Source organism: Dolichospermum sp. UHCC 0352, assembly GCF_009711925.1.
In the GTDB taxonomy this organism is placed as follows: domain Bacteria; phylum Cyanobacteriota; class Cyanobacteriia; order Cyanobacteriales; family Nostocaceae; genus Dolichospermum; species Dolichospermum lemmermannii.
On the sequence record NZ_VIKY01000175.1, the window covers coordinates 17,835 to 42,626 of the forward strand.

Genomic DNA, 24,792 nt, shown 5'->3' on the forward strand with positions numbered 1-24,792 from the left:
AGCAAAATATCTCTCAAACCCCCATTTCTCTGTGTTCTCTGTGCCTCTGTGGTTCGTTATTCCATGACTTACTTATATCTATACTTTCGCACAAAATGACCAAAAAGATAAACTCCATGTACAACCTGAGTTTAGGCAATACTACCCCGTTTTCTTGCTTCTTTGTTGGAAATCCCGACATTTTTGATCCCAGCTTTAATCATTTGTCGTTCTAAAAGGGCAAAGAACCGGGTTCTATCACCACCCCTGACTACAGCCTGATTATGCGCTTCGGCGATCGCCACAGGATAACCATACCCCTTATGTACCTGTGCCAACATTAGCCCTAGTGCTTGATCAAACATGATGGAATTTTCTGCAACCCAAGCAGGAACTTCAATCCGGGCAATTTCCGTCCCGACATGGACGTAACAAAAATAAATAATTTGCTCGTCATACAATTCTAAAATTCGGGCATTACTCCGCCATAATGGTCCTCTTTGTCCAGGTTGAAGTTGGGTGGTCATGATGGTTGTATCGCGCAAAGTATCAAATTTTTTGCAAGGTACGTATTCTAGTTGATTGGGACAATGGGCAATACAATCGGGGACAGGATGAGGACAAGCTAAAAAGCGTAAAAAGTTGGTGGCTTCGGTGCTACGAGAGGCACTAAGATAACCCATGAGGGGGATTTGGGCTTGTTGGAGTTTTTGCCAAGCTTCTAAAACCGGAGGTAAAATCATATCCCTGGCATCCATCGGTAACTGATCTAAAAACCAGTATATTAACGAACCATCTATCATTGCTAAGACTGGGGCTTCTGTCCTGGTACTACAAGCCAGTTCCGCTAATACTGTAGCCTCAGAGGCTGTGCGCCGATAACCCATCCATTCATCTGTTCTAATGCCCCACTGACGCGATATATATAAATCTTCAGGGCGATAAAATACCTCCGGTAAACTATCGAGAACTGGGTGAAGATCTTGACCATAGTGTAAAACAACTCTGCCGATATTCAGTAAATAACAATACGCAATTTCGTGATGATTGGGGGCAATTTGCGAACCATCTGTAGAAATAACAGTATGAACTTTGGGGGGAACAGGAATAGTAATACAGGTTTCGAGAGGTTCAATGGGTGTAGCATTCGCAAAAATAATCCGATTTCGCCATTCTTCTTGACGTTTAACTAACTCCTCTTGACACTCAAAGGCCTTTTTTAAATATTCTTGTGCTAACTCTAACCGCTGATGACTTGCAGCCACTTCTGAAGTTAAATGTTGACTGAAACCTTGCATTTGTCTCGATATTTTTGTTAAATCAAGCATATTAGTTGAGTCTATTTGTGTTGATGTAAGTAAATGCCATATAATTAATAACTGTATGCTAATAATTGGAAAAATAGCGTCATGAAAAAATGGAAATTAACAATTACAACTCTTATATTAGGAACTATATTATATAGTCCAAAGGTGAGCGCTAAGAATTTGGCAAATATTTCCGATTTTAGAATAAAATCAGCACTGTTAGCACAATCTGATCTGAAAGAGGCTATAGTATATTTTCATCAGGGAATTAACCGTCATACATTTGGAGACATAAAAGGGGCTATTGAAGAATATAATAAGGCTTTACGGTTACATCCTAATTTTCCTGAAGTTTACTATAAACGAGGAATATCTCGCTATAAGTTGGGAGATTTAAAAGGGGCGATTGCAGATTATAACAAAGCAATCAGTCTTAATGCTAACTATCCTGGTATCTACAATCATCGAGGATTTACTCGTCATGATTTGGGAGATTTAAAAGGTGCGATCGCAGATTTCAATCAAGCATTACTTCTTAATCCTAATTTTCCTGAAGCTTACCAAAATCGAGGTATTACTCGCAATGCCTTGGGTGATAAACAGGGAGCAATTACTGATTTGACAACAGCAGCTAACTTATTTAAAGAACAAAAAAGAATTTCTAATTATCAAGAGGTAATTGATTTAATTCAAAAGATTAAGATCCCCGACTTCTTAAAGAAGTCGGGGATCTAGGTTTACTCGATTTACAACCAGGTGGAAAAATCGTGAGCAAAATGGGAAAGTGATATTAGCTGAATACGTGGATCATTTTTGCCAGCTTCCCTTTCCGGTTGAGTGTTATAACCCCAATCTGCTAAGAAAAGTTTGACATGATCTAAGTCTGATTGTTGTTTAACTAACTGTAAAGTTTTCAGTCTATCTTCAACAAACCATAAACTTACATTTTGGATATTTGCTTTCTTGATTAATTCACGCAAAGTTTCATATTTTGGGCGTTTTACTTCCTTCCCAAAAATATTTTCTGGTGGTAAATTAACTCCTTCTTGTTGTAATAATTCCTTGACAAATCGCCCTTCTTTGGTAGTGACAATATATAACTGTCTTTCACTTTTAAGAGTTATTTTGAGTCTTTCTATCACACCTGGATAGAATCTATGGAGACTTAACCAACCATTTAAATCTGTCTGAATCCATTCATCTCGTAAATGATCCAATTTTGTCGAAACTGCTTTTGCTTCTAGGTTATCTGCTGCTAAAATTTGGGGAGTGATGTTTGTCCATGATTGGAGAATTTGATCATCAGAAAAACCCTCAATTAAGGCTTTGATTAAAACGGGCATTTCCCAACCAGTTTCAATTACAGGACGTAAACGATAAAATCTTAAAGCTAAATCATCTGGTGGTGTATCGTTAATCGGCGACCAAATTTGACAGTAGGTACGCCACGCTACCTCAAAATACTCAATTAGTCCATCGCAAACCACTCCATCAAAGTCTAAAGCCAAAATCGTGGGACTATTTGCTGTCATTGTTCTGAGGTTAAAAACTGCTTTTGTTAGCTTACCGCATCTTCATCTCTGGATATGTAGCGATTAATCTATGAAATAGGGAATAAAAAATAAAGTTTTTTTAAGGTTTTTTCGGTATTTTTATGGAAATAGGGGAAAATATTGATGTATTAATAGTATCAATTGACTCAAACCGAGTCAGACCATCAGATATTAAGGTGTAAATAGGAGCATCAAAACCATGCAAATCAAGCTGATTTCCGAAAATAAACTGACAGAGGAGCAGGAAGAACAGGTTTTTACCCTGCCGGTAGCTATCGGACGAGATATAACTCAACTTCCTGCGGTTATCAATGGTGAAACGGTGTCTCCTGTAGTTTTATTGGACTCTAATAAGCAAATTTCTCGGTTTCATGCTCAAATTACCTTAGACAACAATGAGCTTTATGTAGAAGACAAGAGCGCCAATGGGACTCAAGTTAACGGTGAAAAGCTACTTAATCAACGTCGGACTTTAAACAGTGGGGATAGACTGGGAATAGGTAATCATACCATTACCGTTATTCTCATTCGATCTGAGGATGAGAATGCTACCGTTGTCTTGGAAAATAATTCCACAATTTTTAACCCCCAATCTGAGATTATTCCCGTATCTAGGGTGCGGAAATTACCAGATTCTCAATCATCCATCATTTTTAACCCTTATACGGATGCTTTAGAACAGCAAACTCCCGACGCTGCACGTAGTCAACCTGCGGGTTTTCCCTATAATCTCAACTTTTGGAATGGAGAAAAGGTTTCCCCGGAAGCTATTCGTCGCAGTGGTATTTTAGTCAGAGAAACAGAATATGTGGCCTGCGGGGGAGGAATGGGCAGTTTTGTTTGGGTGGATATGTTGAGAATTGCGGGGGTTAAACCGGAAAATATTAAAGTTTTGAGTATTCAAGACAAACCTTATAAGCGCTATGAAAGCCTACTGAAAAATTGTCAAATTCCCCGACATAAACGGATTCGTTCTGGTTCAGATTCCTGTCCTGATAATATTTGGGGATGGCCAGGATATGCTTTAAGAGATGTTTGGAGAGCCTTTTTTTCTGGACAAGTTGGTGCAGCTTTAGGATTTTTGTGGCAAGTTTTTGCCGAACCTGTTTATGCAGATACTTACACCCCTCGTGGAAAAGATGTATTTGAGTCAATGGACCGGGAGAGCGATCGCATTGGTTGGGGTAAAATGTTAGAATATGGCAGTATTCGTAGTCTACGACAAACAGAAGATGGGCGTTATTGTATTGCCTATTCTACTTCCAACCAAGAAGACGGAAATCACCAATTTTTATTAGCTAAATATGTCCATCTCTGCACAGGTTATCCAGCAATTAAATTACTAGAAGACCTAGAACAATATCGTCAACAATATCCCGAAGAAACAGGAAATAAGAGAACTGTAGTTCAAGGTTATGAACCCCATGATCATATTTACCAACAATTAGAAAAAAAGGGCGGTACTATTGTCCTTCGAGGGTCGGGAATTGTCGCCTCACAAATATTAGAAAGGTTGTATGAAGCCCGAAAAATGCAAGGGAATATTCAGGTAATTCATTTAAACCGAGAACCGCGCAAAGGTAATCAATTTGAGCAAGCTAAACGCTATGTAGAAAATGATTGGGAATTTCAACCTTTTAACTGGCCAAAAGGAACTTGGGGGGGTGATATGCGGACAATGTTAGAAGCCGCTGACCCGTTAAGACGACGGGAATTATTACAGGGTTGGGGGGGAACAACCACAGCCAGTCGTAAAAAATGGCGCGACATTATTCGTCAAGGAATAGCCCAGAAATGGTATGAAATTCGTTATGGTGTAGTCACTAAACTAGAACGTAATTCCCAAGGTCAAGTTATTACTCATGTAGTCACTAACAAAGGTCAAAAAACCCTAACTGCTGATTTTATTATTGACTGTACAGGATTGATTTCCAATCCTTTAGAAAGTCCATTTTTGAAAGACCTAATACTGCATTACGATTTAGAACTAAACCCACAAGGACGTTTTCATGTAGAAAACAACTTTGAAATCAAAAAACTGCGAAATAATCGTTCTCGCATATATGGGGCAGGAATTATCACATTAGGCGGTCCCTACGCCCCCGTAGACACATTTTTAGGACTACAATATGCTGCCCATCGTTCTATGGAAGCATTGGCGGCTGCAAAGGCTCCAGGAGTCCGCTATATTCAGGGAATTTATTCCCTTTGGCAATGGCTAAAATGGGCATTGAATCAAAAACCTTAATTGCTTTCAAAAACCTTAATTTACATTATTTCTAACAACATTTCTAACAACATTATGACTCCAACTTTATTCGGACGTTGGCAAACGCGAATTTTTTTGTTAGCAACGGTGGGAATGTTAGTTTCTCTGCTTTTCTATGGGGGATATTTAGGCATTGCCTCCAACTTAGTTTACTTTTGGGTTGTGTTTTATGTAGGTTTATTTGGCATTGCTTGGGATGTTTTGTATGATTTTCTGCAAAAATATCTGTGGGACCATGACTGGCCTGGAGTATTTCAACTTTATGCAGGAGTTATAGAAGGGGTATTTCTGGCTTTAATAATTGCCAATATCGGTTTACCGCATATTCCTAAAAGTGAATTTGATTTAATCAGATTTATTCAACATTATGGTTTAGTTTGGTTAGCAATTTATTTATCTGCTTGGGTAGTCATGCGGTTATTATTTCCCCGGTGGCGTTTTCGCGGTGGAGAATGGATTGGCAAATGGCCGAGAATTTCTTAGGGATTTATTCTTCCCACTTTTCCATAATTCCATTTAACTGTTCAAAAAATCCCTCTTGAGGAAACCGGAATTTACCCCCCTTAGTCCCCCCTTGTAAAGGCTACGGTGTACACACAAGTCTTCTAGAGTTGCCCCACAACGTTTAGATCCCCCCAACCCCCCTTAAAAAGGGGGGCTAAATTCTTCAAAGTCCCCCTTTTTAAGGGGGATTTAGGGGGATCGGATAACGTTTAGCATCCTGTCTAGAGATGTGTGTACACCGTAGCTTGTAAAGAAACCGGAATTTACCCCCCTTAGTCCCCCCTTGTAAAGGGGGGAAACCGGAAAAATTAGTTCCCTCCCCTTTGCAAGGGGAGGGTTAGGGTGGGGTAAGAACCTGATATTGTCCTAAAACAAATAAACATTTTTATGAATCACCAGAACTTTCTCGCTTTCATCACATCCTCAATATTCATGGTGGGATTAAGTTTAGGTTGTCGTTCTCATGCAACCACTACAACCGTTATTCCCAGCCTTCAACCCGCTGCCAATGGTAACTTTGATCCAAATGCTATTCAAGGGCAAAATCCCCCGGTTAATACCCCTTTAAAGCTGGCTGGTAATGTGTTTAATGTCCAAGACTCTTTTGTTTTAAAAGGTTTTGATGCTGTAGCCTATTTTCAACAAGGAAAACCGATTCCAGGTAATGCTAATTTCACCTATAAATGGCAGAATGTAAATTGGCGATTTTCTACAGCCGAAAACCGCGACTTATTTATTAAAAATCCTGAAAAATACGCTCCTCAATATGGAGGATTTTGTGCTTGGGCTGTCAGTAGAGGATATACTGCACCTATTGACCCTAATGCCTGGAAAATAGTGGCTGGTAAGCTGTACTTAAATGTTAATTTGGACACTCAAAAACGCTGGGAAAAAGACATTCCTGGAAATATTCAAAAAGCTGATCAAAATTGGCCTGGTATAGCTGGGAAAATTCGCCGTTAATGAGCATTAGTCCTACTTTAGATCCCCGACTTCTTAAAGAAGTCGGGGATCTGGTAGGCTAACAGGTAATGAAATCCCCAAAGCCAATAAATCGGTTGTTTATTTTTTGATAAGAAATACTTATAATCTTGTGTAACGCTTATGGGTTATAGTCTAGAGAAGAGAAAAGAGTACCCCAAACCTCCAATTCAACACCACAAACCCGGCAACCGGCAGGTGTCCCGGTAGTGCATTTGTACTAAAGGTGTAACTCTCGTAACTGAGCCATTCATTATTTTTTATCCAACCAACGCGGGAGCCTAACTTCCTAAGAGTATCCCAGTCGGGTTCTCCATCTAACTTGCCCCCCAACTCCAGCCAAATTTGCTTTTGTACAGAAAAGCCAAACTTACCATTGCTATATTTTACCCATAATTGATCCATTTTTCGCAATTCCTGTCTGGGAAAATTTTTCACATCTTCAAGTCTTAACCATCCTTCCTGTTCTCGTTTAGTTAACTTTTTCATCAAGTTCCAAGTTTCTAAATCTGCATCTCGCCATTTTCCTGCTTTTAACAATGCTTCTAATTTTTCAAATGTGACAGGTGTAGGTTCAGTTTTAGGACTAGGATTATTACGAGGGGTATTAGCTTGGGTATTATCTTGAATATTACTAATTAAATTGGGGAATTTTTCCGTCGGTATTCCCTGAACCCCATCTCTTGCTAACCCTAATTCACTTCTGCCAAATTCAGCCTTACCATAAATACCAATTACTTCCCCCTGGTCGTTTAATATTGGTCCTCCACTCATCCCCGGCCTTGGACTCCCACTCAAAAATAAATCATATCCCAGATTTTCTCCCCTTCCTCTAGCTGTGATTTGGGCTGTAATAAAGAAGTAAATTCGCTGTTGACTATTAGAAATAGAAGGAATAGGAAATCCAGAGTTATATACCGTTGCACCTTCTTTAACTGTCCGAGAATCAGCAATTTTAGCAAGGGGATAATTTTGAGAACTGGTAAATCTGACTAGGGCTAAATCTAATTTTCCCACAATTTGAGCTTTGTTTTCCATCGGGTATTTTTGCCCGTCATGGGTGATAAGCTCATAAATACCATATCCCGCTTTTTTAACCACATGATTGGCTGTCAGCACAGTGTAGGTATTACCATTTTTGGCAATAATTACTCCTGAACCCTTACCATCTAATCCTCCAATCATGACGGTGATTGGTTTAGCGATATCATTAACTTGTACAGGAGTTAAAGCAAATACGGTTTGGTATTGTACTAAAGCTAGGGTTGTTGTCCCTAGAATTACTCCTAATCCCTGGGAAAATTTCATAGTTCTTTGTCTGTTATAATACTATTTTTTATATACTATTTTTTATAATACCCTTTCTTGCTACCTCATGCAAAGATGTAAGGTTTTAAAAGCTTGATTTAGATTTAGACAGCCAGACAGCCAGGGAATAAATTCCCTGTCTGAAAGCTCAAGTCGGTTAAAACCGACTGGGGATTTGATTAGACATCTCCGGTAATTAAATGTGCGTGGTTTGAAACCCTTGTAGAGACGTTCTATAGAACGTCTCTACATTCATTTTCACCAGAGGTCTATGTCTATTGGGGTTCGCTCAATAGTAATGCACCATGATCAAGGATTATGGGTAAAATGAGATTCATTTAGGTAGAGTGTGTTAGCGACAGCGTAACGCATCATTATCAATGATTCTTATCATCTGAATATATCTAATAAGTTATTCAAATCATTTTTCAGCAAAAAAGCACAAGTACCCTATATTCTCAATAATCTTGAGAATTTTATCAATAAGCTGACGAAAAAAGTTAATTTCAGGGCTTGAAATTCTCAACTATTTTTTGTACAATTTTTTTAGATAAAATCTGCTTGGGCTTTTTTTAGGAAAAAGACTTACAGCATATTTAAACTTGTTGATATATTCTATTTTTTGTCTCACGCAAAATTACAAGCATCAGGAATTGCCTTTAGCAAATAATAATTGCTTGACTGTTTCTAAGGGAATACCCCAACTATATTGACTTATTTGTTCTCGCTGTGCGTCCGTTGGGTAAGAACCATCTTCAAAAACATAAGGATCACCCCAAATTGGGTTAGCATGAAGTCCATTAATTCCCACTAATTCCCCCGCGCCATTTAATAGGGGTCCTCCACTCATCCCTTTTTCTACATCATTGGTAAAGCCAATTTGGTATCCTCCCTCTAGGGCTTTATCTAGCACCAGTTGAATTTTACCGGGTTTAATCACAAACCTCCCGGATTTGCTTTGGCTATTTTTGAGGGGAAAACCTGCGGACATTACCCAAGCTCCAATGGCAGCTTGTTGATTTGATTTGGTAGCAATCATGTATTCTGAGTCAGCCACAAATTCTAATAAGGCTAAATCTAAACCATTTCCCCTCAGTTGTTTTTTCCGTGCCACAGAGTTAGCACGGTAAATTTTTCCGTCGGGAGTTTGAATAGAATAGGGAGCTTCACCGGCTTGTAAAACGTGATTATTGGTAATTACTCCATAGGTTGAGGTTAATTTATCTTGATAAAATAGTACACCAGAACCTAATGAGCGATCGCGCTTTTCTCTAGGGCTACTCAGAATCTTAACTGTAATTAAACGGGCTTCTTGTTCAAGTTGAATTTGTTCCTGTCCAGACCACAAATTAACCATTGAAAAAGGGGGTTTTGGAACTGACGACACTGGAGCCAAAGGCAAAACAGAACCAGCTAGTGCAAAAACAGCGACCATTCCTATCCGCCAACTCATGATTTTCCCCCCATCATCTCAAATTTACCAGATCGGCTCACTTTTACCGTTGATCACCTGATCAATGTCAACGCTGGCAGTGCCATCACGGTTGATTGTTGGTTTAATGTGTCCTTCTTGGTCGCCACTGAGGTAAACAGCTTCCCCACTTGCGGCAACACGGGTATTCAATAGTTGTTCAAGGACTTGCTTAGGGTCACGATCCTTTGTCATGGTCAGTAAAACATTTTTCTTATCACAAGCTCTCTGATTAGTTCCTAAACCACAGATAACATATTGACCGTTAACTGTTCCCGTTTTCAGGATTTTCAGTTCACCTTTATTTTGCAGTTTCTGGAAACGATCTGATACCTCTTGACAACGTTTTTGAGGTGTCCATGTACCACTAATCTGACTTGTGTTTGTCCACACAATTAAGGCTACACTACCTCTGGTTGGGTGACGAACCACGGTTACTGGATAGTTATCACTTAAACCACAGGTAAATTGGCGGCTTTGAGCTTGGCTGGGCTGATTACTAGCTAAAGTAACACTCAAGGCTAAAGCCAGACCAGTTAAGGGTGCTGATAGGTTATTTTTCATAACTAAAGCCATAAGAAATCAGGTTATTAAGAGGGTTACAAAAAGCTGATTATTTGAATCAATTCTATGTTAATATAACTAGTGTCTAAATGTCAATTGACAAGGTATATTACCCTGCTGGATCTCAGAGGATATTTGAAAAGTTTTTAATGTATAAATAGGCTTGCTGATAGCGAAACGTGGCCTTAGCCGTACTCCTGATAGCGAAGCGTGGCGTTAGCCATACTTCTAGCCCCTTTTTAAACACCCTCTCATAAGACCTCACGGTAAGTGGGAAACGAGCGCGTCTTTAGACCAGGGAGGGAAGCGGCGCGAGCGGTTTTAACCGCTGTGGTATTTTCTGTATTATCCGTGATGCGGATCTTCAATATATTTCCTCACCGATTCACTACTAACATTTCCCGCAGTGCTTACAAAATAGCTACTTGTCCAAAGAGACGGTAGTTTTTTTAATTGGGGAAATTCTTTTCTCAAGTAGAAACTAGAACGCCCTTTAAATGCCTTGATAACTAAATGTGGGGTATCTGTAGGCTTAACGCTAATAAATAAATGGATATGGTCTGGGGCTACTTCTAAGGCTAAAATATCCCAACCTTTTTCTATAGCTAGTTCAGCAAAAATCTGTCTTATCCTTGTTGCTATATCCCCTGTTAAAACTTTTTTCCGGCGCTTGGGTATCCAGACAAAGTGGTAGTTAACCAAGAATTTAATGTAGTTATGGGTTTTGTAGTCTTCTTGCGTTAACATATTTTTGTGTTGTTTTCTCTATATCTATTGACAATCCTAGTTTAATCAATTATTATTGAGAAGTCAACTTTCATTACATCAAAAATTGGTGGTAAAAAATAAAAAGTCAATGGGAGTGCAACAAGTTTTGTTATCTCCTGATGATGAAACTAAGGCAGTATTAGAATATCTTTGTCAGCAGTCGGGGAAACTCTATAACAGTGGTGTTTATTTCGCTCGACAAACATTTTTTAAAACCGGAAAACTTTTAACGGGTAAATTTGATTTAGCCTACGAACCTTCAGTTTCTAAAACTATGGTTGCTCAATCAGTGCCATCTACCCCAGCACAACAAACTTTATTGTCTGTAATTGAGGCTTTTAAATCTTTCAAAGGATTACGCTCTTTGTTCCTTAACGGACAATTACATTTTAAACCGAAAGCTCCCGGCTATCTAACAGGTTCTAAACTTTTCAAAGTTGCCTATCCTAATAGCGGTGGACAAAAACCAACTCTAATTAATGGACAACTTAGATTTTCGTTAGGACTAACTGTAAAAAGATGGTTTGGAATTTCTGAATTTTTCCTACCAATGCCGTCAAATATAGACATTGCAAAGGTTAAAGAGTTTACTATCCTACCTAAAAACGGTGCTTTTTATTTAGAAATATCTTATGAGGTTGAGAAACAACACCACGTCTTAGACATCAATCAAGCTCTGTCTATTGACCTGGGAACGGCTGATAATCTAGCGGCTTGTGTTGATACATTGGGTAATTCCCTATTGATTGATGCCCGTGCAATGAAGTCAATGAATCAACTTTGGAATAAGAAAGTATCAACACGAAAAGAAGGGAAATCAGAAGCTTATTGGGATAATTGGTTAGACAAAGTAACTCGTAAACGTAACCATCAAATGCGTGACGGCATTAATAAAGCTGCAAAACTAATTATTGACCATTGCTTAAAATACGGCATTGGTACATTGGTTATTGGTTGGAATGAAGGCTTTAAATCTAACGCTAACATGGGGAGAATTAATAATCAAAAGTTTGTCCAAATGCCGTTAGGTAAACTCAAGGATAGGTTAAAACAATTATGCGATTTGCACGGTATTAGATTTCAAGAAACCGAAGAGGCGTATACATCCAAAGCTAGTTTTCTAGATGGAGACTCCCTACCTAAGTTTGGTGTTAGCGAAGCGGGGCGAAGCCCAAAACCAGACGGGTGGAAAGCATCTGGAAGACGGATTGAGCGTGGTTTGTACAAGTCGGGTAATGGTTCAATGATCAATGCAGATTTGAACGGCGCAGCTAATATTCTGCGAAAAGTAGCCAGCAATCTAAGCTTAGACTTGGGCTTACTGGGTAGACGGTGTTTGACTACCGTAGCGAGAATTAGACTTTGGGCGTTACCTAAGTTTACTCTGTCCGCAGAATCTCAGTCCCTTTAGGGCTGAGAGTGTCAAAGACCAATAGGCTCTATATGAAAAGACCTCATCATGGTTTGTTCTACATCCTTGAGAAAGGGATCATAGAGTTTTTCTTCTGCTCGGTAAGTCAGAATATAAACTTTTGAATCACTAATAGTCCAAACTTCCATGGACTTAAACCTGAAGTTATGAATTTGATCTTGACCTGTATACACTATTTTATATCCCTCTCGATCATCTAGTTTTTTCGATTTTTGTTCGAGAATTTGGACGTTTCTAACGGATTTTTTAATTTGTTCGATAGCAGCCTGATTATACTCTGATAAAGTCTGAGATTTTTGTATATCTTCGATACGGATAAATAGCCCTACTTCGAGATTCAGACTAGAAGTATTAGGGAATATTTTGGCAATAGTTCCCCCGGTTAACGGACTATATTCTTGTTTTTCAGCCTTCCAATCTTGAGGATATTTGATCTCAATTCCAAATTGTTTATCTGTAAATAGTTTACCAGGAATGGTTTTAATACTTCCTTGGGAGTTTTGAATTTGATAGCGATACAAAGTTATGAAAACCCCAGCAGCGGTCAAAATAATTGCTGTTATCAATAAAACTTTAATAAATTGAGGTTGGGGAGGAGGGATAATTATTGTCTTATCATCATTATTTGTACGCGGACTCAATCCCGGTGGTTTATCATCAGGTTTATTCAGAGCTTCCATTACTTCCCGTGCTGACTGGAATCTATAATAAGGATCTTCTTGGAGCATACGCCTTAGTATCTTACCCAAATGTTCACTAATATGGGGATATTTTTGCCAATTCCAAAGATTATTAACGTCACGGGAATCGTCTGGAAATTCACCTGTTAATAATTGCACACAAGAAGCAGCTAAAGCATATAAATCACTGGAATAATCAACTTTTTCCTTTTTGATTTGTTCTGGGGGAGCATAGGAAATAGTTCCAAATACTATAGATTTTTCTGTGGTGGAAATGTCACCTTTAATTACTTGTTTAACTGCTCCAAAGTCAATTAAATAGAATTTGTCATCTTCTGCATTGGAGCGCACAATATTACTAGGTTTAATATCCCGGTGAATAACATTGTGATTATGGATAAAGTCCAAACCAGGTAAAATATTATTTAATAGAGTCAAAACTTTTGCTTCTGAAAAACGTCCTTGTTGTTCCAGTTCTTTACTTAGATCTTCACCTTCGATATATTGTTGAACTAAATAATTAAACTCTTGTGGAGTATTTAATTGAGGGTCAGTTACAGTTAAGGAAAAATAATCATACAAGCAAGGAATGTTACCGCTTCTATCCCCTAAATCTTCTAGAACCTGAGCCTCTCTTTCAAAGGCTTTTTTAATCCCTGCAACTATTTCAGAAGAATAATGATTATCAATTCGTAATCGCTTGATCACACAGTGTCGCTGAGTAAGCGTATCTAAATCAATAGCTAAAAAAGTGTCCCCAAAACTCCCTCCTCCTAAAGGCCTGAGAAGTTGGTATCTTCCTTTGTTTCCAGCTAAAATCGGGAGTTGTCCTTGAATCTCATTCATTTTCTTTCACCTGGGTTGCTGCACCTTAATCTGACACCTCAAGAATTATAATAGCGGTACTTGTGAACACTTTTCCAGTTTAGTAATCAAATTACCGATTTAATAATTTTATCTCCTATTCCCACTAGGGATCAAAATCCCATGTCGAGGACTAAACAACAAAGCCAACGTAAACAAACCCGAAACAACTAACACAATCGCCGGACCAGAAGGTAAATTATAAAAGTAACTGAGATACATTCCACTAATACTAGAAATTACCCCAATTACCGCCCCTAAAATCATTACTTCATGTAAACGTTTCACCAATAAATAAGCAGTTGCGCCTGGGGTAATTAAAAGTGATAATACTAAAATTACTCCCACAGCTTTCATGCTGGCAACAATAGTTAAAGCAATTAACAACATTAAACCAAAGTTTAAGCGATTGACTGGTAAACCAGCAGCTTGTGCGCCCAAAGGATCAAATGTGTAAAATAACAGTTCTTTATATAATAAGAAAACTACCATTAAAACAATAGCTGCAATAATAGCTGTATCTCTGACTTCATCAACAGTCACCCCTAAAATATTACCAAAAAGAAAGTGATTCAAATCAATTTTATTATCCTTTTGAATGACTGTAATTAAAGTAACTCCCAGAGCAAAAAAAGCAGAAAAAACTATGCCCATAGCAGCATCTTCTTTAATGGGAGATCGGGTTTTAATTACCGCTATGGCCATTGTACTTAAAACACCAGCAATAAATGCTCCGACAAAGATATTAGCACCAATCATGAAGGCTATAGCCAGTCCTGGTAAGACTGAATGGCTAATAGCATCTCCCAGTAATGCGAGGCGTTGTACCATTAAATAACTACCGACAATGGCACACAATAAGCCTACTAATATGGCGATGATTAAGGAACGCTGCATGAAGCCATATTGCAACGGTTCTATTAGTGCTTGAAGCATAGATGAAAATGAACCACGAAGGAGCGATAGCGAAGCGTCTCGTTAGAGATAGTAAGCGAAGGAAGAGAGGAAGAAAATACCAATTTTATGTGATGCTGCACAGAATTATAAAACACGACGATTCAGTTAAGCCTAAAAATCTTTTTTAAAACGAACCACAGAGGCACAGAGGACACAGAGACAAGAGAGGAACAAATTCTTAACTGAACTGTATTGAATTATAAAATCAATTAATTCATCCGCGTTTATCTGCGTTTATCTGCGTTCAATTATTCTTGATTTTTTATTCTATGCACCTTCATTTTAATTTGGTATTAGCCGTTATTATGCTGCGTCGGAAAAGTACATAACTTTGCCACTATAAGCTCGATATAAGTTTTCTTCTGTTAAGACTTGTTGGCGTGAACCTGTGGCGATCAATTCGCAATTTAGTAAGATTAAATCATCAAAATGGGTGATTGATTCACCTAAATCATGATTAACTACTAGGACGATTTTATTGTTTTTTGCTAGTTCTTGAAAGACTTCAAATATGATAGTTTGGGTTTTTTGATCTATCCCTACAAATGGTTCATCAAAACAGAAAATTTCTGCTTCTTGAGTTAACGCCCTGGCTAAAAATACCCGTTGTTGTTGTCCTCCTGAAAGTTCACCAATGGGACGATTTTTTAATTCTTCTATTCCCACTCGTTCTAATGCTTGTTTGGCGATTTGGCGGCTAATTGTGGAAAAACTCCGTAACCATCCTGTTTTTTTGACACGCCCCATCATCACTACATCCCACACGGTTGCGGGATAATTCCAGTCAATTTGGCTACGTTGTGGTATGTATGCAACTTTCTCTAGTTGCTGCATTAAAGGCTGATTTTTGTATAAAACTTGACCACTACTCATGGGAACTAATCCCAAAATGGCTTTCATTAATGTACTTTTACCCGCCCCATTGGGTCCAAAAATGCCTGTGATTCTTCCCGGCTTAATTGTGCAATTAACGTCTCTCAATGCTTCTTGTGTGCGGTAATATACGCCTATGTTAGTGATGTTAATTGCTGTTGAGGAATTCATGTCAATGGATTTAATAACTTGTGTAGGTATATCTACTTGATTTTTGGGAGATAGGCTAAATTTTCGGTAAAAAGAAACGTTTTGCATAACCCTAGTTAAAATACTTATTTTTTGAGTTTACTATAAAAATGAGAGAAATATGAAAATATATATAATTAGAAGTAATCACTGAGATAAATGAAACTAATGTTTAATACAATGTATGACTTATTACTGAAACCCCTCTCCAAACCTCTCCCCTGTGAGGAGAGAGGCTTTTATTCTTACTCCCCTTCCCTGCGAGGGAAGGGGTTGGGGGTTAGGTTCTCTTTACTTAATCCCCTTTGTCTAGGAATTTTCCTATCTTTGGCTTTAATGGGTTGTACTCCCAACTCCCAACCCCAGGGAAATACTCAGCCACAGGTTGTAGCAACAAGTACCATTATTGCTGATTTAGCTGAAGAAATTGGCAAAGAAGAAGTACAAATTACGGGAATTCTCAAACCAGGTGCGGACCCTCATGTTTACGAACCTGTACCCGCAGATAGTCGAGTTTTGGAAAAAGCTAACTTGATTTTGTATAACGGTTACAATTTAGAACCGGGACTTATTAAGTTAATGAATGCGACTGGAGGGAAAGCGAAAAAAATAGCTGTGGGAGAAGTTGTTAAATCTTTGAAATTAGATAAAGGTAAAGGGCAAATTATCCCAGATCCTCATGTTTGGGGCAGTGCAGAAAATGTTATCTCTATGGTGAAAGCAATTCGAGATAGTTTAATTGAATTGTCACCAGAAGATCAAGAAAAATTTACTCAAAATGCCGAAAGGCTAACTGATGAATTACAACAATTACATCTTTGGATCATTCAAGAAATTCAAACTATTCCCGCAGATAAAAGGAAACTCATCACTACCCATGATGCTTTTCAATATTACGGAAATGCTTATAAAATAGCGATCGCTGGAACTTTAATTGGCATTAGTACGGAGGAACAACCCAGCGCTCAAACTGTGAAAAAGTTAGTTGAATCTGTTAAAAAAATAGGTGTTCCCGCTATATTTGCCGAAACAACAATTAATCCAGCTTTAATTAAAACAGTAGCCGAAGAAGCCGGAGTAAAATTAGCACCAACTCCACTTTATTCTGATTCTATTGGGGCAAAAGGTAGTAATGGCGATACTTATATAAAAATGATGGCAGCAAATACCCGCGCTATTGTTGAAGCATTGGGGGGAAAATATACGCCATTTCCATTAAAGAGTCAAAAATAAGGATTAGATCCCCGACTTCTCTCAGAAGTCGGGGATCTGATTGATTAATTAACAAACTTGTTCACGAGTTGCTTCTGTGTCTATGGGTTTAATCAGAAATAGCTTGAACATATACCAAAAAATCATTAGAGTTAAGGGAATTTTTTGGATGAATTTCGCAATTTTCCAATCATTGATTTGATTGAGATCAATTATTTTCTGATTATAGACAGCACATTGTTCCAAATACCAGAAAAAGTAAGGGTGATTGGTATTTAAAATAATTGGAAATGCTTTAGCTGCGGTTTTGTTAGTTTCTTCAACTACTTGAGTATTGTATTGACGAGGATGAATCCCTAATATTTCATAGAAATTCCCTCTTTCAAATACTGTCATAGTGTGGGTAGCAAACACAGTTATCAAGAAAAACCGCACCCATAAGCGAGATCTCCAATTATTCCATAATTGGGGTTGAGAACGTAACAAAGCTTTGAAAAAATCACCATGTCTATTCTCATCTTGACACCAGCTTTCAAACTTCCGAAATAGGGGATAAAACTGGTATTCGGGATTTTTTTCCATGTGACGAAATACTAAAATATAACGCCAATAACCTATTTTTTCTGATAGGTAAACTGTGTAAATAACCCACTCAATTGGGAAAAATGTATAGGTACGATTTTTAGTGAGATAACTCAAGTCAAGAGAAAGGTTAAAATCTGCCATTGACTTATTCAGAAATCCCGCATGACGGGCTTCATCTCGCGCTAAATAAGCAAATGCTTCTGATAGTAAAGCGTTACTGTCTTTAAGACGACGAGATAATTCTTTAAACAGTAAAAACCCGGAAAATTCTGAAGTACAAGAACGTTCTAAAAAGTCAATGAAAGCCAGTCGTTTTTCACCAACAATGTGATCCCAACCTTGCTTAAATTCATCATCGCGCACAAAGTGATGACGGTTATAATCAGCCTTGAGTTCGTCAATTACAGACCTTAATTCCGTTTCATACCCAGAAATATCCATTTTTGCCACTGTGTCAAAATCAGTGGTATAAAAACGGGGTGTTAATAATGTTTCTTGAACTGGTGCTTTTACACCTGATTTCGATAAATCAAGTGGGGGTTTATCGAACGATTTAACCATAAGTAGTCCCTTTACCATTGTCTGCCTTAAAATTATATAAGCATAAATATTTGTTATTAGTCATCAGTTAAATTATTGAAAATAATTCTTACAAAAATACTGAATTATCTTTAATTCTCCCATAGTTTAAATACCTATTTACTGAACAAATGTATTTATGAAACCATAAATAAATATGAATACTCTTATAGTTATACAAAGAATAATAGTTAAATGATTTCAGGAGCAGTAAAACTAGCCGAAATCTGCATCGGTAGTAATTTGTGCTGGAGAAATTATTCTCAAAACCCTATTCCCATAGAATAGCAATTTTTCTGTGATGATAACGACGGTGAACTGATAAACAAGTCGTTGAAATTTGCAAACCCTGACACGTAAAGAAGAAGGAACTAAGAATGAGTAATGATTTGGCAATGAAACTGCGTGTAGGAACTCAACAAGCACATACAGATTCAGAAAATCTGGGTTTCATGAAATGTTTTGTCAAAGGAGTTGTAGATAGAGATTGTTTTATTCAGTTGTTGAGGAATTTCTATTTTGTTTACAGTGAACTAGAAACAGCAATTGAGAAACATAAACAGCATCCTGTCATTAATTTGATTTATTTTCCCGAACTAAATCGCCAATCTTCCCTAGAACAAGATATGTTATTTTACTATGGGAATCAATGGCAGAAACGCATCACCCCTTCACCCGCTGCTCAAGCTTATATTGCGCGTATTCAACAAATTTCTACTCATGAACCTGCACTATTGTTAGCTCATTCCTATACTCGTTATTTGGGTGATCTTTCTGGTGGGCAAATGCTACAAAAAATTGCTCAGTCAGCCTTAAAACTGTCTGGACATGAAGGAACATCATTTTACAACTTTCAGCAAATTCCAGACAAGCAGGCTTTCAAAGGAAAGTATCGTCAAGCATTAGATAAACTATCTATTGACGATAAAACCACTGACAAAATTGTGGCAGAAGCTAACCATGCTTTCAAGCTAAATATGCAGATACTTAAAGAGTTGGAAAGTATTTTAATCCAAGCCCTGGGTAGAGCTACTTACAACGAATTAACTTGAGTCTCTGCATCATTTACAAAAATATAATTCATCACCCAATTAATTTTGACAATGATGAATTATATAAAAATCCTAAACAAGATGCAAACATCTATTTATTCTCTTCCTCTGTGTTCTCTGTGCCTCTGTGGTTCGTTAAAAATAATACTAACCACAAACGAATAGGATAAAAATATTCTATTTGCTAATAGCTAAATCCTCAATTACAACATTAAATTGGGAAAATTAATTGTGATTATTCCCAACTAGTAAGGGCGAAGAATTCGGATTGAGAATTAATGGTTTTAGCGATAGTTTATCGGCCGAATGCTGATGCTTCCAGCACGCTCCGCGAACGCCCCTACAAGGACATATACCCACATTTATTGGAGGCTGTAATGGTTTTTCTATTACCTGGTGTTAAGTTTGATTTTGATCTAATTCAAAAGTATGATACTCGCGCTCCTCGATATACGAGTTATCCCCCAGCAACGGAATTAAGTGAAAATTTCACTGCAAGAGATTTCCAATCTGCAATTACCGCTTCCAATCAAAGACAAACACCTCTATCCCTATATTTCCATATTCCTTTTTGCCAAAGCGCTTGTTATTTCTGCGGTTGCAATACCGTGATTACCAATAACAAGAAAATGGCTATTCCATATCTAGAACATTTGGAACAGGAAATCAAAAATACCTCAGCTTTAATTGACAAAGATAGAAAAGTCCTTCAGATTCATTGGGGTGGAGGTACACCGAATTATTTAGAACTTGATCAAGTAGAATTTCTATGGAAAAATATTACCCGTAATTTCCAAATTGCTTCAGATGCAGAAGTATCCATTGAAATTAATCCCCGCTATGTGACTAGAGACTATATCTTATTTTTGCGAGATATTGGCTTTAATCGCATTAGTTTTGGGATTCAAGATTTTAACCCAGAAGTACAAAAAGCGGTGAATCGGATTCAACCAGAAGCACTACTTTTTGATGTGATGAGTTGGATTAAGGAGGCTAAATTTGATAGTGTCAATGTAGATTTAATTTATGGTCTACCTTATCAAACTCTTGACACTTTTAGAGAAACATTACACAAAACAATGGCATTGGATGCTGATAGAATTGTCGTGTTTAATTTTGCCTATGTTCCTTGGATTAAACCTGTACAAAAAATGATTCCCCAAGCCGCATTACCGGGAGCAGAAGAAAAGTTAGATATTCTCAAAATGACGATTGAGGAATTAACTAATAATGAGTATCTGTTTATTGGGATGGATCATTTTGCTAAAAATAACAATGAATTAGCGATCGCTCAACGTCATGGTACACTAAAACGTAATTTCCAAGGTTATACTACCCACGCGGAAACGGAATTGTTTGGTTTCGGTGCCACATCTATTAGTATGTTAGAAGATGCCTATGCTCAAAACCACAAGGAATTAAAGGATTATTACAAAGCAGTTGCCGCAGGTGTAATTCCTACCAGTAAAGGCATTAAACTCACTCAAGATGACATTATTAGACGGGATGTAATTATGTCAATAATGTCTCACTTTCAGTTAAATAAGTCAGAGATTGAGCAGAAATATCATATCAATTTTGATAAATATTTTGGCTATGAACTCAAAGAATTAGCACCACTACAAGCGGATGGATTAGTAAATGTATTAGCAGACGAAATCCATATTACTGATATTGGTAGATTGCTAGTTAGAAATATTGCAGTTGTTTTCGATACTCATACAAGAACTAGAGAGACAAAATTCTCTCGTTCTATTTAATTAGCATTGGTATGTAGTGATGATTTATGAACAGAACAAAACTACATACCTTTTGATTTATACAGTTTATGTCATTAGGTAGAAATAAATAATATTAAGCTTTGATAAATTTGACATAACCTAAGTCAATTGTTTGAGGCAATCAATGAATATTATTACTTGGATAATTTTGGGACTATTAGCTGGTGTAATTGCCAAATCAATCTATCCTGGTTATCAAGGTGGGGGGATGATATCCACCATGATCTTAGGTATTGTTGGTGCTTTTATCGGTGGTAGTTTATTTACTCTTCTCCGCACAGGGACTTTACAACTGACATCGGCATCTTTAAGTATTCCTGGGGTAATAGTGGCAGTTCTTGGGGCAATTATTGCCATTTATTTGTGGGGATTATTCCAAAGAGGCAGCAGGGCATAACTTACTAATAGTTAGCTATTGATATAGCATTAATTAAAGTCATTTTCATTAATTTACGTAGGTTGGGTTGACGCAAGGAAACCCAACACTGTTACATTATCAAAACTTTGGTTGGGTTGCGATGCAGCTTAACCCAACCTACATTTTAAATTGTTTCTGGGTCAATATTTAGTTCTCGCAACTTTGCTGCTAAACGTTCTGCGGTTTCTTCAGGGGTAAAAACTAGCTTTCCTTCTGGTGTAAAATACCGTAATAAACCCTCATAAATTCCCAAATATAAACCTAGCTGACGACTCCATAAATGTCCTTTTTCATTTGAAAAGGAGAATTATTTGTCTCAGATGTAGTTCTGTTTCCACGGGAGGTTCATTACTATATAAATCACTGGGAGGAAAAATTATATCTTGAGAGATGTTTTCTTGACATTCTAATTCTTGAGTAATCATCATAATATGATACCAAGTAGTTATTTGTTGATTATAGCATTAATTTTTATCATCAGGATTTAGAGGATTTAAAGATTAACAAGATGTTCTATTTATTCATCCTGAACATCCTCAAATCCTGGACATCCTGATTCTGACAATTTCCAAAATTTCCTAACCATCAAAAATCATTCATCCTGAACATCCTCAAATCCTGGACATCCTGATTCTGACAATTTCATTTTTCTACAGACTTCGCTATTACCCCTAATTGTAAACCTAGAGGAAAACTCCCTTCTTCCTTGATGCGTTTAATTTCCGCAGCAGTAATTGGCAAATTTAACCTTTGTGCTAATGCTTGGACAATATCCCCTCTATCAATGACACCAGCAACAGCATCCGCAGGAGAAAGAACAGTAATCTGAGGTAATTGTTCAGTTTCTAATTTCTTAATTACCTCTGCTAAAGAAGTAGATTCAACAACAGTAGGAATTGTATTTAGGGGATGAACAATAGTTTGTAAAGTTTGGGTTTCCCATTCACTTCTTTGGGTAGTTCGCAAATCATTAATATTAACTAAACCGCGATAACGACCATCAGCTGCCGCAAAATAAACTTCTGGTGTAGTTGTTTCTAAAAGATAAGAATCAGCAAATTCTCGCAATGTTTGATTAGCATCAACTACCCGAAAATTACGAGTCATACCATCAGATACTACTAACTTTAGTAAAGTTTCTTGTAATGTAGTTACCCGGTCATAACTGTTAGCATTCCGAACCGCAAACCAACCGATCAAAACAATCCATAAACCCGTGATAAATTCTCTGGTGAAGAAATCAATGGCAAATCCCAAAGCGATCGCACTATAACCTAAAATTTGTCCGGCTTTTGCTGCCCAGTGTACAGCTTTAAAGCGATCGCCTGTAATTTTCCACAAAGCCGCTTTTAACACCTGTCCCCCGTCCAAAGGTAAACCAGGAATTAAATTAAATAAAGCCACAACTAAGTTAATTCTTGATAAATCTCCCATCATTTCATGCAAAGGATTACTATCAGGAATAACACTCGCACCCAGACGCAGTAGGAAAAATAGGATCACACTTACCGCAGGTCCAGCGATCGCTACTTGAAAAGCTTTACCAGGAGTTTTTGATTCCTCCTCGATGGCCGCAACTCCCCCAAACAAAAACAAAGTAATAGAATTCACCTTAATTCCTTGGGACTGTGCCACCAAGCTATGTCCCAACTCATGCAGTAGCACCGAAGCAAATAACAACAGTGCCATAATCAAACCAGCACTCCAACCCGCGACAGTCCCCCATTGTTGGTAAGCAAATCCAAAATTCAGGGTAGTTAACCCCAAAATTACAAACCATAAGGGGTCTAAAAATAAAGGAATGCCAAATAAAGAACCTATTTGCCAATTAGTTTGCATAACATCAATTTATCTAGTTTTTCAATACCTTCAACACAATCCTGAACCCTATTAATATCCTAACGATTTTATTGGTTTTGGGATCTATATTTGCACAGAATCATAAAATCCATTAATTCATCCGTCTTTATCTGCGTTTATCTGCGTTTATCTGCGGTCAATTATTCTGAGAATTTAATTCCTCAAAAACCAAAAATTGTGAAATAATTATTCAATCTTAAATAAAACAGACGAGTCAATATTTTCTAAGCTAAAAAAAGCTGAACAACTTCTAATTACTGCCATAGAATTACCAAATATTTGCGTCCAAAATCTTAATATAATAAAATACAAAGGTGTTTGCTGCGGTTCTTTTTCAGCTAGTCCTTAATTATGAGACAGATCAGTAAATCTAAAAAAAATGCTAATTGCTACCAATAGGATCAATAAAAATTTAACTGGAAAATATTTACTATTCAATTTTGATTTAAACTTAATTATGTCAACCAGCAAAGTGGTTAGGACATTAGCGGTAAGTAATTTGATTTTTACCTACCGCTGAATTTTTACTCTCTATAGCAAGAGAGGATGAAATCGAACTTACAAGCGACCAATATTAGTTAGTCCTAACACAATACCAATACCAATCACATGACCAAAAGCCATTGCCCCAATGAATCCTGGTACACTCACAGGTAATACAGGCATCCTTGGTCCGACTTTAGCAGATTTGAGTGCAAAAGTGAATAAAAGTACAACTGCGCTGCTGGCGCTGATAATGATACCGACTGTAGGACTCCACACTGGTGTAACAGGAACGGATGCTGCGGCTAATAAAACTGATAACATGAAAGTGTGTTCTCCTGATTGAAAAAATGAATATAATCCTACCGAATTATAAAATTACTAAGGACAAAGCAAAAGTTTTTAACTTGAATTAAGATACTTTTGTGATTATTTGTAACTTTTCAGATGAAAATTCGGGTTAAAATTTGCGGTATTACTCAACCAGAGCAGTCTCTAGCTATAACTTCCCTTGGTGCAACAGCGCTAGGATTTATCTGTGTTCCCAGTTCCCCTCGCTACGTTAGTATAGCTCAAATTCAGGCAGCTATCGCTCCAATTACCCCAAATATTGATAAGATCGGCGTTTTTGCTAACACCACTATTTCCGAAATTAGTCAAATAGTTAAAAAGTCTGGTTTAACTGGTGTCCAGCTACATGGAGACGAAACACCAGAATTTTGCCATCAATTACGTCAATCTTTATCCCAAGTAGAAATTATTAAAGCTATACGAGTCCACAGTTTAGAGCATCTACAAACCACCACGCATTATACAGATTATGTAGATACCCTACTACTTGATGCCTACCATCCCCAACACCTAGGAGGAACAGGACAAACCCTAGATTGGCTAATGTTAAATCAGGAATTTAGCCCCTCTCTCCCTTGGTTCTTAGCCGGAGGACTCACACCAGATAATATTTTGACTGCTTTAAGTCAAATTAACCCCCATGGTATTGATTTATCCAGTGGTGTCGAACACTCACCAGGTAACAAAGATTTAGACAAAGTAGCTCTATTATTTCAAAATCTGGGGAATAGGTAATTGGTCAGTTGTCAGTAGGGGCGAAGCATTTGGAAGA

General features: G+C 37.6%; 22 protein-coding genes and 1 pseudogene. 10 read left to right on the forward strand and 13 right to left on the reverse strand.

The features are described from left to right. Positions 1 to 131: 131 nt before the first annotated feature. The gene (locus FJR06_RS12025) at positions 132 to 1,307 is read right to left on the reverse strand and encodes a DNA double-strand break repair nuclease NurA (protein WP_015079128.1); all 1,176 of its coding nucleotides are present in this window, start codon (positions 1,305 to 1,307) and stop codon (positions 132 to 134) included. Positions 1,308 to 1,388: 81 nt separating this feature from the next. On the opposite strand from FJR06_RS12025, the gene FJR06_RS12030 reads away from it, so the two are divergent. Beyond that, positions 1,389 to 2,021 carry a tetratricopeptide repeat protein gene (locus FJR06_RS12030; protein WP_015079129.1) on the forward strand — a complete coding sequence of 211 codons (633 nt, stop codon included), beginning with the start codon at positions 1,389 to 1,391 and terminating at the stop codon, positions 2,019 to 2,021. A gap of 11 nt (positions 2,022 to 2,032) precedes the next feature. On the opposite strand, the gene FJR06_RS12035 is transcribed toward FJR06_RS12030, so the two are convergent. Next, positions 2,033 to 2,818 carry an HAD family hydrolase gene (locus FJR06_RS12035; RefSeq protein ID WP_015079130.1) on the reverse strand — a complete coding sequence of 262 codons (786 nt, stop codon included), beginning with the start codon at positions 2,816 to 2,818 and terminating at the stop codon, positions 2,033 to 2,035. Between the two features lie 220 nt (positions 2,819 to 3,038). On the opposite strand from FJR06_RS12035, the gene FJR06_RS12040 reads away from it, so the two are divergent. From FJR06_RS12040 to FJR06_RS12050, 3 genes are all read left to right on the forward strand, one after another. After that, the gene (locus FJR06_RS12040) at positions 3,039 to 5,087 is read left to right on the forward strand and encodes an FHA domain-containing protein (protein WP_168651506.1); all 2,049 of its coding nucleotides are present in this window, start codon (positions 3,039 to 3,041) and stop codon (positions 5,085 to 5,087) included. A gap of 54 nt (positions 5,088 to 5,141) precedes the next feature. After that, a complete protein-coding gene (locus tag FJR06_RS12045; RefSeq protein WP_015079132.1) occupies positions 5,142 to 5,591 on the forward strand; it encodes a hypothetical protein in 450 nt (149 codons plus the stop codon). A gap of 408 nt (positions 5,592 to 5,999) precedes the next feature. Beyond that, on the forward strand, positions 6,000 to 6,575 hold the full coding sequence (locus FJR06_RS12050) for a YHS domain-containing (seleno)protein (protein WP_168651507.1): 576 nt from the start codon (positions 6,000 to 6,002) through the stop codon (positions 6,573 to 6,575). Positions 6,576 to 6,728: 153 nt separating this feature from the next. On the opposite strand, the gene FJR06_RS12055 is transcribed toward FJR06_RS12050, so the two are convergent. From FJR06_RS12055 to tnpA, 4 genes are all read right to left on the reverse strand, one after another. Beyond that, positions 6,729 to 7,901, reverse strand: coding sequence for a GUN4 domain-containing protein (locus tag FJR06_RS12055; RefSeq protein ID WP_168651508.1), 1,173 nt, complete (start codon positions 7,899 to 7,901; stop codon positions 6,729 to 6,731). 646 nt (positions 7,902 to 8,547) lie between these two features. Beyond that, positions 8,548 to 9,354 carry a serine protease gene (locus FJR06_RS12060; RefSeq protein ID WP_168651509.1) on the reverse strand — a complete coding sequence of 269 codons (807 nt, stop codon included), beginning with the start codon at positions 9,352 to 9,354 and terminating at the stop codon, positions 8,548 to 8,550. Positions 9,355 to 9,378: 24 nt separating this feature from the next. Further along, positions 9,379 to 9,948 (reverse strand): COP23 domain-containing protein, encoded by a 570-nt coding sequence (locus FJR06_RS12065; RefSeq protein ID WP_235081960.1) that lies wholly within the window; start codon positions 9,946 to 9,948, stop codon positions 9,379 to 9,381. A 333-nt stretch (positions 9,949 to 10,281) separates the two neighbouring features. Continuing rightward, positions 10,282 to 10,683, reverse strand: coding sequence for an IS200/IS605-like element ISAsp6 family transposase (tnpA, locus tag FJR06_RS12070; protein ID WP_015079137.1), 402 nt, complete (start codon positions 10,681 to 10,683; stop codon positions 10,282 to 10,284). A 109-nt stretch (positions 10,684 to 10,792) separates the two neighbouring features. On the opposite strand from tnpA, the gene FJR06_RS12075 reads away from it, so the two are divergent. Then, positions 10,793 to 12,115 carry an RNA-guided endonuclease TnpB family protein gene (locus FJR06_RS12075; protein ID WP_015079138.1) on the forward strand — a complete coding sequence of 441 codons (1,323 nt, stop codon included), beginning with the start codon at positions 10,793 to 10,795 and terminating at the stop codon, positions 12,113 to 12,115. A gap of 11 nt (positions 12,116 to 12,126) precedes the next feature. Here the strand turns inward: FJR06_RS12075 and FJR06_RS12080 are convergent, their stop codons facing one another. The 3 genes from FJR06_RS12080 to FJR06_RS12090 all read right to left on the reverse strand — a co-directional run bounded on the left by FJR06_RS12080 (position 12,127) and on the right by FJR06_RS12090 (position 15,768). Then, on the reverse strand, positions 12,127 to 13,662 hold the full coding sequence (locus FJR06_RS12080) for a serine/threonine-protein kinase (protein ID WP_168651510.1): 1,536 nt from the start codon (positions 13,660 to 13,662) through the stop codon (positions 12,127 to 12,129). 108 nt (positions 13,663 to 13,770) lie between these two features. Next, entirely contained in the window at positions 13,771 to 14,616 is an 846-nt protein-coding gene (locus FJR06_RS12085) for a metal ABC transporter permease (protein WP_015079140.1), read from the reverse strand. Between the two features lie 324 nt (positions 14,617 to 14,940). Continuing rightward, a complete protein-coding gene (locus FJR06_RS12090) occupies positions 14,941 to 15,768 on the reverse strand; it encodes a metal ABC transporter ATP-binding protein (RefSeq protein WP_168651511.1) in 828 nt (275 codons plus the stop codon). Positions 15,769 to 16,035: 267 nt separating this feature from the next. Here FJR06_RS12090 and FJR06_RS12095 point away from each other — a divergent pair, with 267 nt between their 5' ends. Then, complete coding sequence (locus FJR06_RS12095) at positions 16,036 to 16,932, forward strand: metal ABC transporter substrate-binding protein (protein ID WP_254434419.1); 897 nt, start codon at positions 16,036 to 16,038, stop codon at positions 16,930 to 16,932. 48 nt (positions 16,933 to 16,980) lie between these two features. Here FJR06_RS12095 and acsF read toward each other — a convergent pair whose 3' ends face one another. Continuing rightward, on the reverse strand, positions 16,981 to 18,057 hold the full coding sequence (acsF, locus tag FJR06_RS12100; protein WP_015079143.1) for a magnesium-protoporphyrin IX monomethyl ester (oxidative) cyclase: 1,077 nt from the start codon (positions 18,055 to 18,057) through the stop codon (positions 16,981 to 16,983). A gap of 395 nt (positions 18,058 to 18,452) precedes the next feature. Between acsF and FJR06_RS12105 the strand changes: the two genes are divergently transcribed. From FJR06_RS12105 to FJR06_RS12115, 3 genes are all read left to right on the forward strand, one after another. After that, complete coding sequence (locus FJR06_RS12105; RefSeq protein WP_015079144.1) at positions 18,453 to 19,127, forward strand: heme oxygenase (biliverdin-producing); 675 nt, start codon at positions 18,453 to 18,455, stop codon at positions 19,125 to 19,127. A gap of 377 nt (positions 19,128 to 19,504) precedes the next feature. Next, positions 19,505 to 20,887: an oxygen-independent coproporphyrinogen III oxidase gene (hemN, locus tag FJR06_RS12110; RefSeq protein ID WP_015079145.1), complete on the forward strand. Its 1,383-nt coding sequence runs from the start codon at positions 19,505 to 19,507 to the stop codon at positions 20,885 to 20,887. A gap of 145 nt (positions 20,888 to 21,032) precedes the next feature. Next, a complete protein-coding gene (locus tag FJR06_RS12115) occupies positions 21,033 to 21,305 on the forward strand; it encodes a GlsB/YeaQ/YmgE family stress response membrane protein (protein ID WP_015079146.1) in 273 nt (90 codons plus the stop codon). Between the two features lie 145 nt (positions 21,306 to 21,450). On the opposite strand, the pseudogene FJR06_RS12120 reads toward FJR06_RS12115, so the two are convergent. From FJR06_RS12120 to psaK, 3 genes and pseudogenes are all read right to left on the reverse strand, one after another. Beyond that, positions 21,451 to 21,754: pseudogene (locus FJR06_RS12120) on the reverse strand (hypothetical protein). A 214-nt stretch (positions 21,755 to 21,968) separates the two neighbouring features. Then, a complete protein-coding gene (locus tag FJR06_RS12125) occupies positions 21,969 to 23,165 on the reverse strand; it encodes a site-2 protease family protein (protein WP_015079147.1) in 1,197 nt (398 codons plus the stop codon). A gap of 579 nt (positions 23,166 to 23,744) precedes the next feature. Then, complete coding sequence (psaK, locus tag FJR06_RS12130) at positions 23,745 to 23,993, reverse strand: photosystem I reaction center subunit PsaK (protein ID WP_015079149.1); 249 nt, start codon at positions 23,991 to 23,993, stop codon at positions 23,745 to 23,747. A 129-nt stretch (positions 23,994 to 24,122) separates the two neighbouring features. Between psaK and FJR06_RS12135 the strand changes: the two genes are divergently transcribed. Beyond that, positions 24,123 to 24,755 carry a phosphoribosylanthranilate isomerase gene (locus FJR06_RS12135; protein WP_168634315.1) on the forward strand — a complete coding sequence of 211 codons (633 nt, stop codon included), beginning with the start codon at positions 24,123 to 24,125 and terminating at the stop codon, positions 24,753 to 24,755. Positions 24,756 to 24,792 lie beyond the last annotated feature (37 nt).

Excerpts from the sequence above, each read along its gene's own strand:
- FJR06_RS12025 (WP_015079128.1), bottom strand. The coding sequence starts at position 1,307 with ATGCTTGATTTAACAAAAATATCGAGACAAATGCAAGGTTTCAGTCAA.
- FJR06_RS12045 (WP_015079132.1), top strand. The coding sequence starts at position 5,142 with ATGACTCCAACTTTATTCGGACGTTGGCAAACGCGAATTTTTTTGTTA.
- FJR06_RS12075 (WP_015079138.1), top strand. The coding sequence starts at position 10,793 with ATGGGAGTGCAACAAGTTTTGTTATCTCCTGATGATGAAACTAAGGCA.
- FJR06_RS12055 (WP_168651508.1), bottom strand. The coding sequence starts at position 7,901 with ATGAAATTTTCCCAGGGATTAGGAGTAATTCTAGGGACAACAACCCTA.
- FJR06_RS12090 (WP_168651511.1), bottom strand. The coding sequence starts at position 15,768 with ATGCAAAACGTTTCTTTTTACCGAAAATTTAGCCTATCTCCCAAAAAT.
- FJR06_RS12080 (WP_168651510.1), bottom strand. The coding sequence starts at position 13,662 with ATGAATGAGATTCAAGGACAACTCCCGATTTTAGCTGGAAACAAAGGA.
- FJR06_RS12060 (WP_168651509.1), bottom strand. The coding sequence starts at position 9,354 with ATGAGTTGGCGGATAGGAATGGTCGCTGTTTTTGCACTAGCTGGTTCT.
- psaK (WP_015079149.1), bottom strand. The coding sequence starts at position 23,993 with ATGTTATCAGTTTTATTAGCCGCAGCATCCGTTCCTGTTACACCAGTG.
- acsF (WP_015079143.1), bottom strand. The coding sequence starts at position 18,057 with ATGGTTAAATCGTTCGATAAACCCCCACTTGATTTATCGAAATCAGGT.
- FJR06_RS12065 (WP_235081960.1), bottom strand. The coding sequence starts at position 9,948 with ATGGCTTTAGTTATGAAAAATAACCTATCAGCACCCTTAACTGGTCTG.
- FJR06_RS12105 (WP_015079144.1), top strand. The coding sequence starts at position 18,453 with ATGAGTAATGATTTGGCAATGAAACTGCGTGTAGGAACTCAACAAGCA.
- FJR06_RS12125 (WP_015079147.1), bottom strand. The coding sequence starts at position 23,165 with ATGCAAACTAATTGGCAAATAGGTTCTTTATTTGGCATTCCTTTATTT.
- FJR06_RS12115 (WP_015079146.1), top strand. The coding sequence starts at position 21,033 with ATGAATATTATTACTTGGATAATTTTGGGACTATTAGCTGGTGTAATT.
- hemN (WP_015079145.1), top strand. The coding sequence starts at position 19,505 with ATGGTTTTTCTATTACCTGGTGTTAAGTTTGATTTTGATCTAATTCAA.
- FJR06_RS12095 (WP_254434419.1), top strand. The coding sequence starts at position 16,036 with ATGGGTTGTACTCCCAACTCCCAACCCCAGGGAAATACTCAGCCACAG.
- tnpA (WP_015079137.1), bottom strand. The coding sequence starts at position 10,683 with ATGTTAACGCAAGAAGACTACAAAACCCATAACTACATTAAATTCTTG.
- FJR06_RS12040 (WP_168651506.1), top strand. The coding sequence starts at position 3,039 with ATGCAAATCAAGCTGATTTCCGAAAATAAACTGACAGAGGAGCAGGAA.
- FJR06_RS12030 (WP_015079129.1), top strand. The coding sequence starts at position 1,389 with ATGAAAAAATGGAAATTAACAATTACAACTCTTATATTAGGAACTATA.
- FJR06_RS12050 (WP_168651507.1), top strand. The coding sequence starts at position 6,000 with ATGAATCACCAGAACTTTCTCGCTTTCATCACATCCTCAATATTCATG.
- FJR06_RS12085 (WP_015079140.1), bottom strand. The coding sequence starts at position 14,616 with ATGCTTCAAGCACTAATAGAACCGTTGCAATATGGCTTCATGCAGCGT.
- FJR06_RS12035 (WP_015079130.1), bottom strand. The coding sequence starts at position 2,818 with ATGACAGCAAATAGTCCCACGATTTTGGCTTTAGACTTTGATGGAGTG.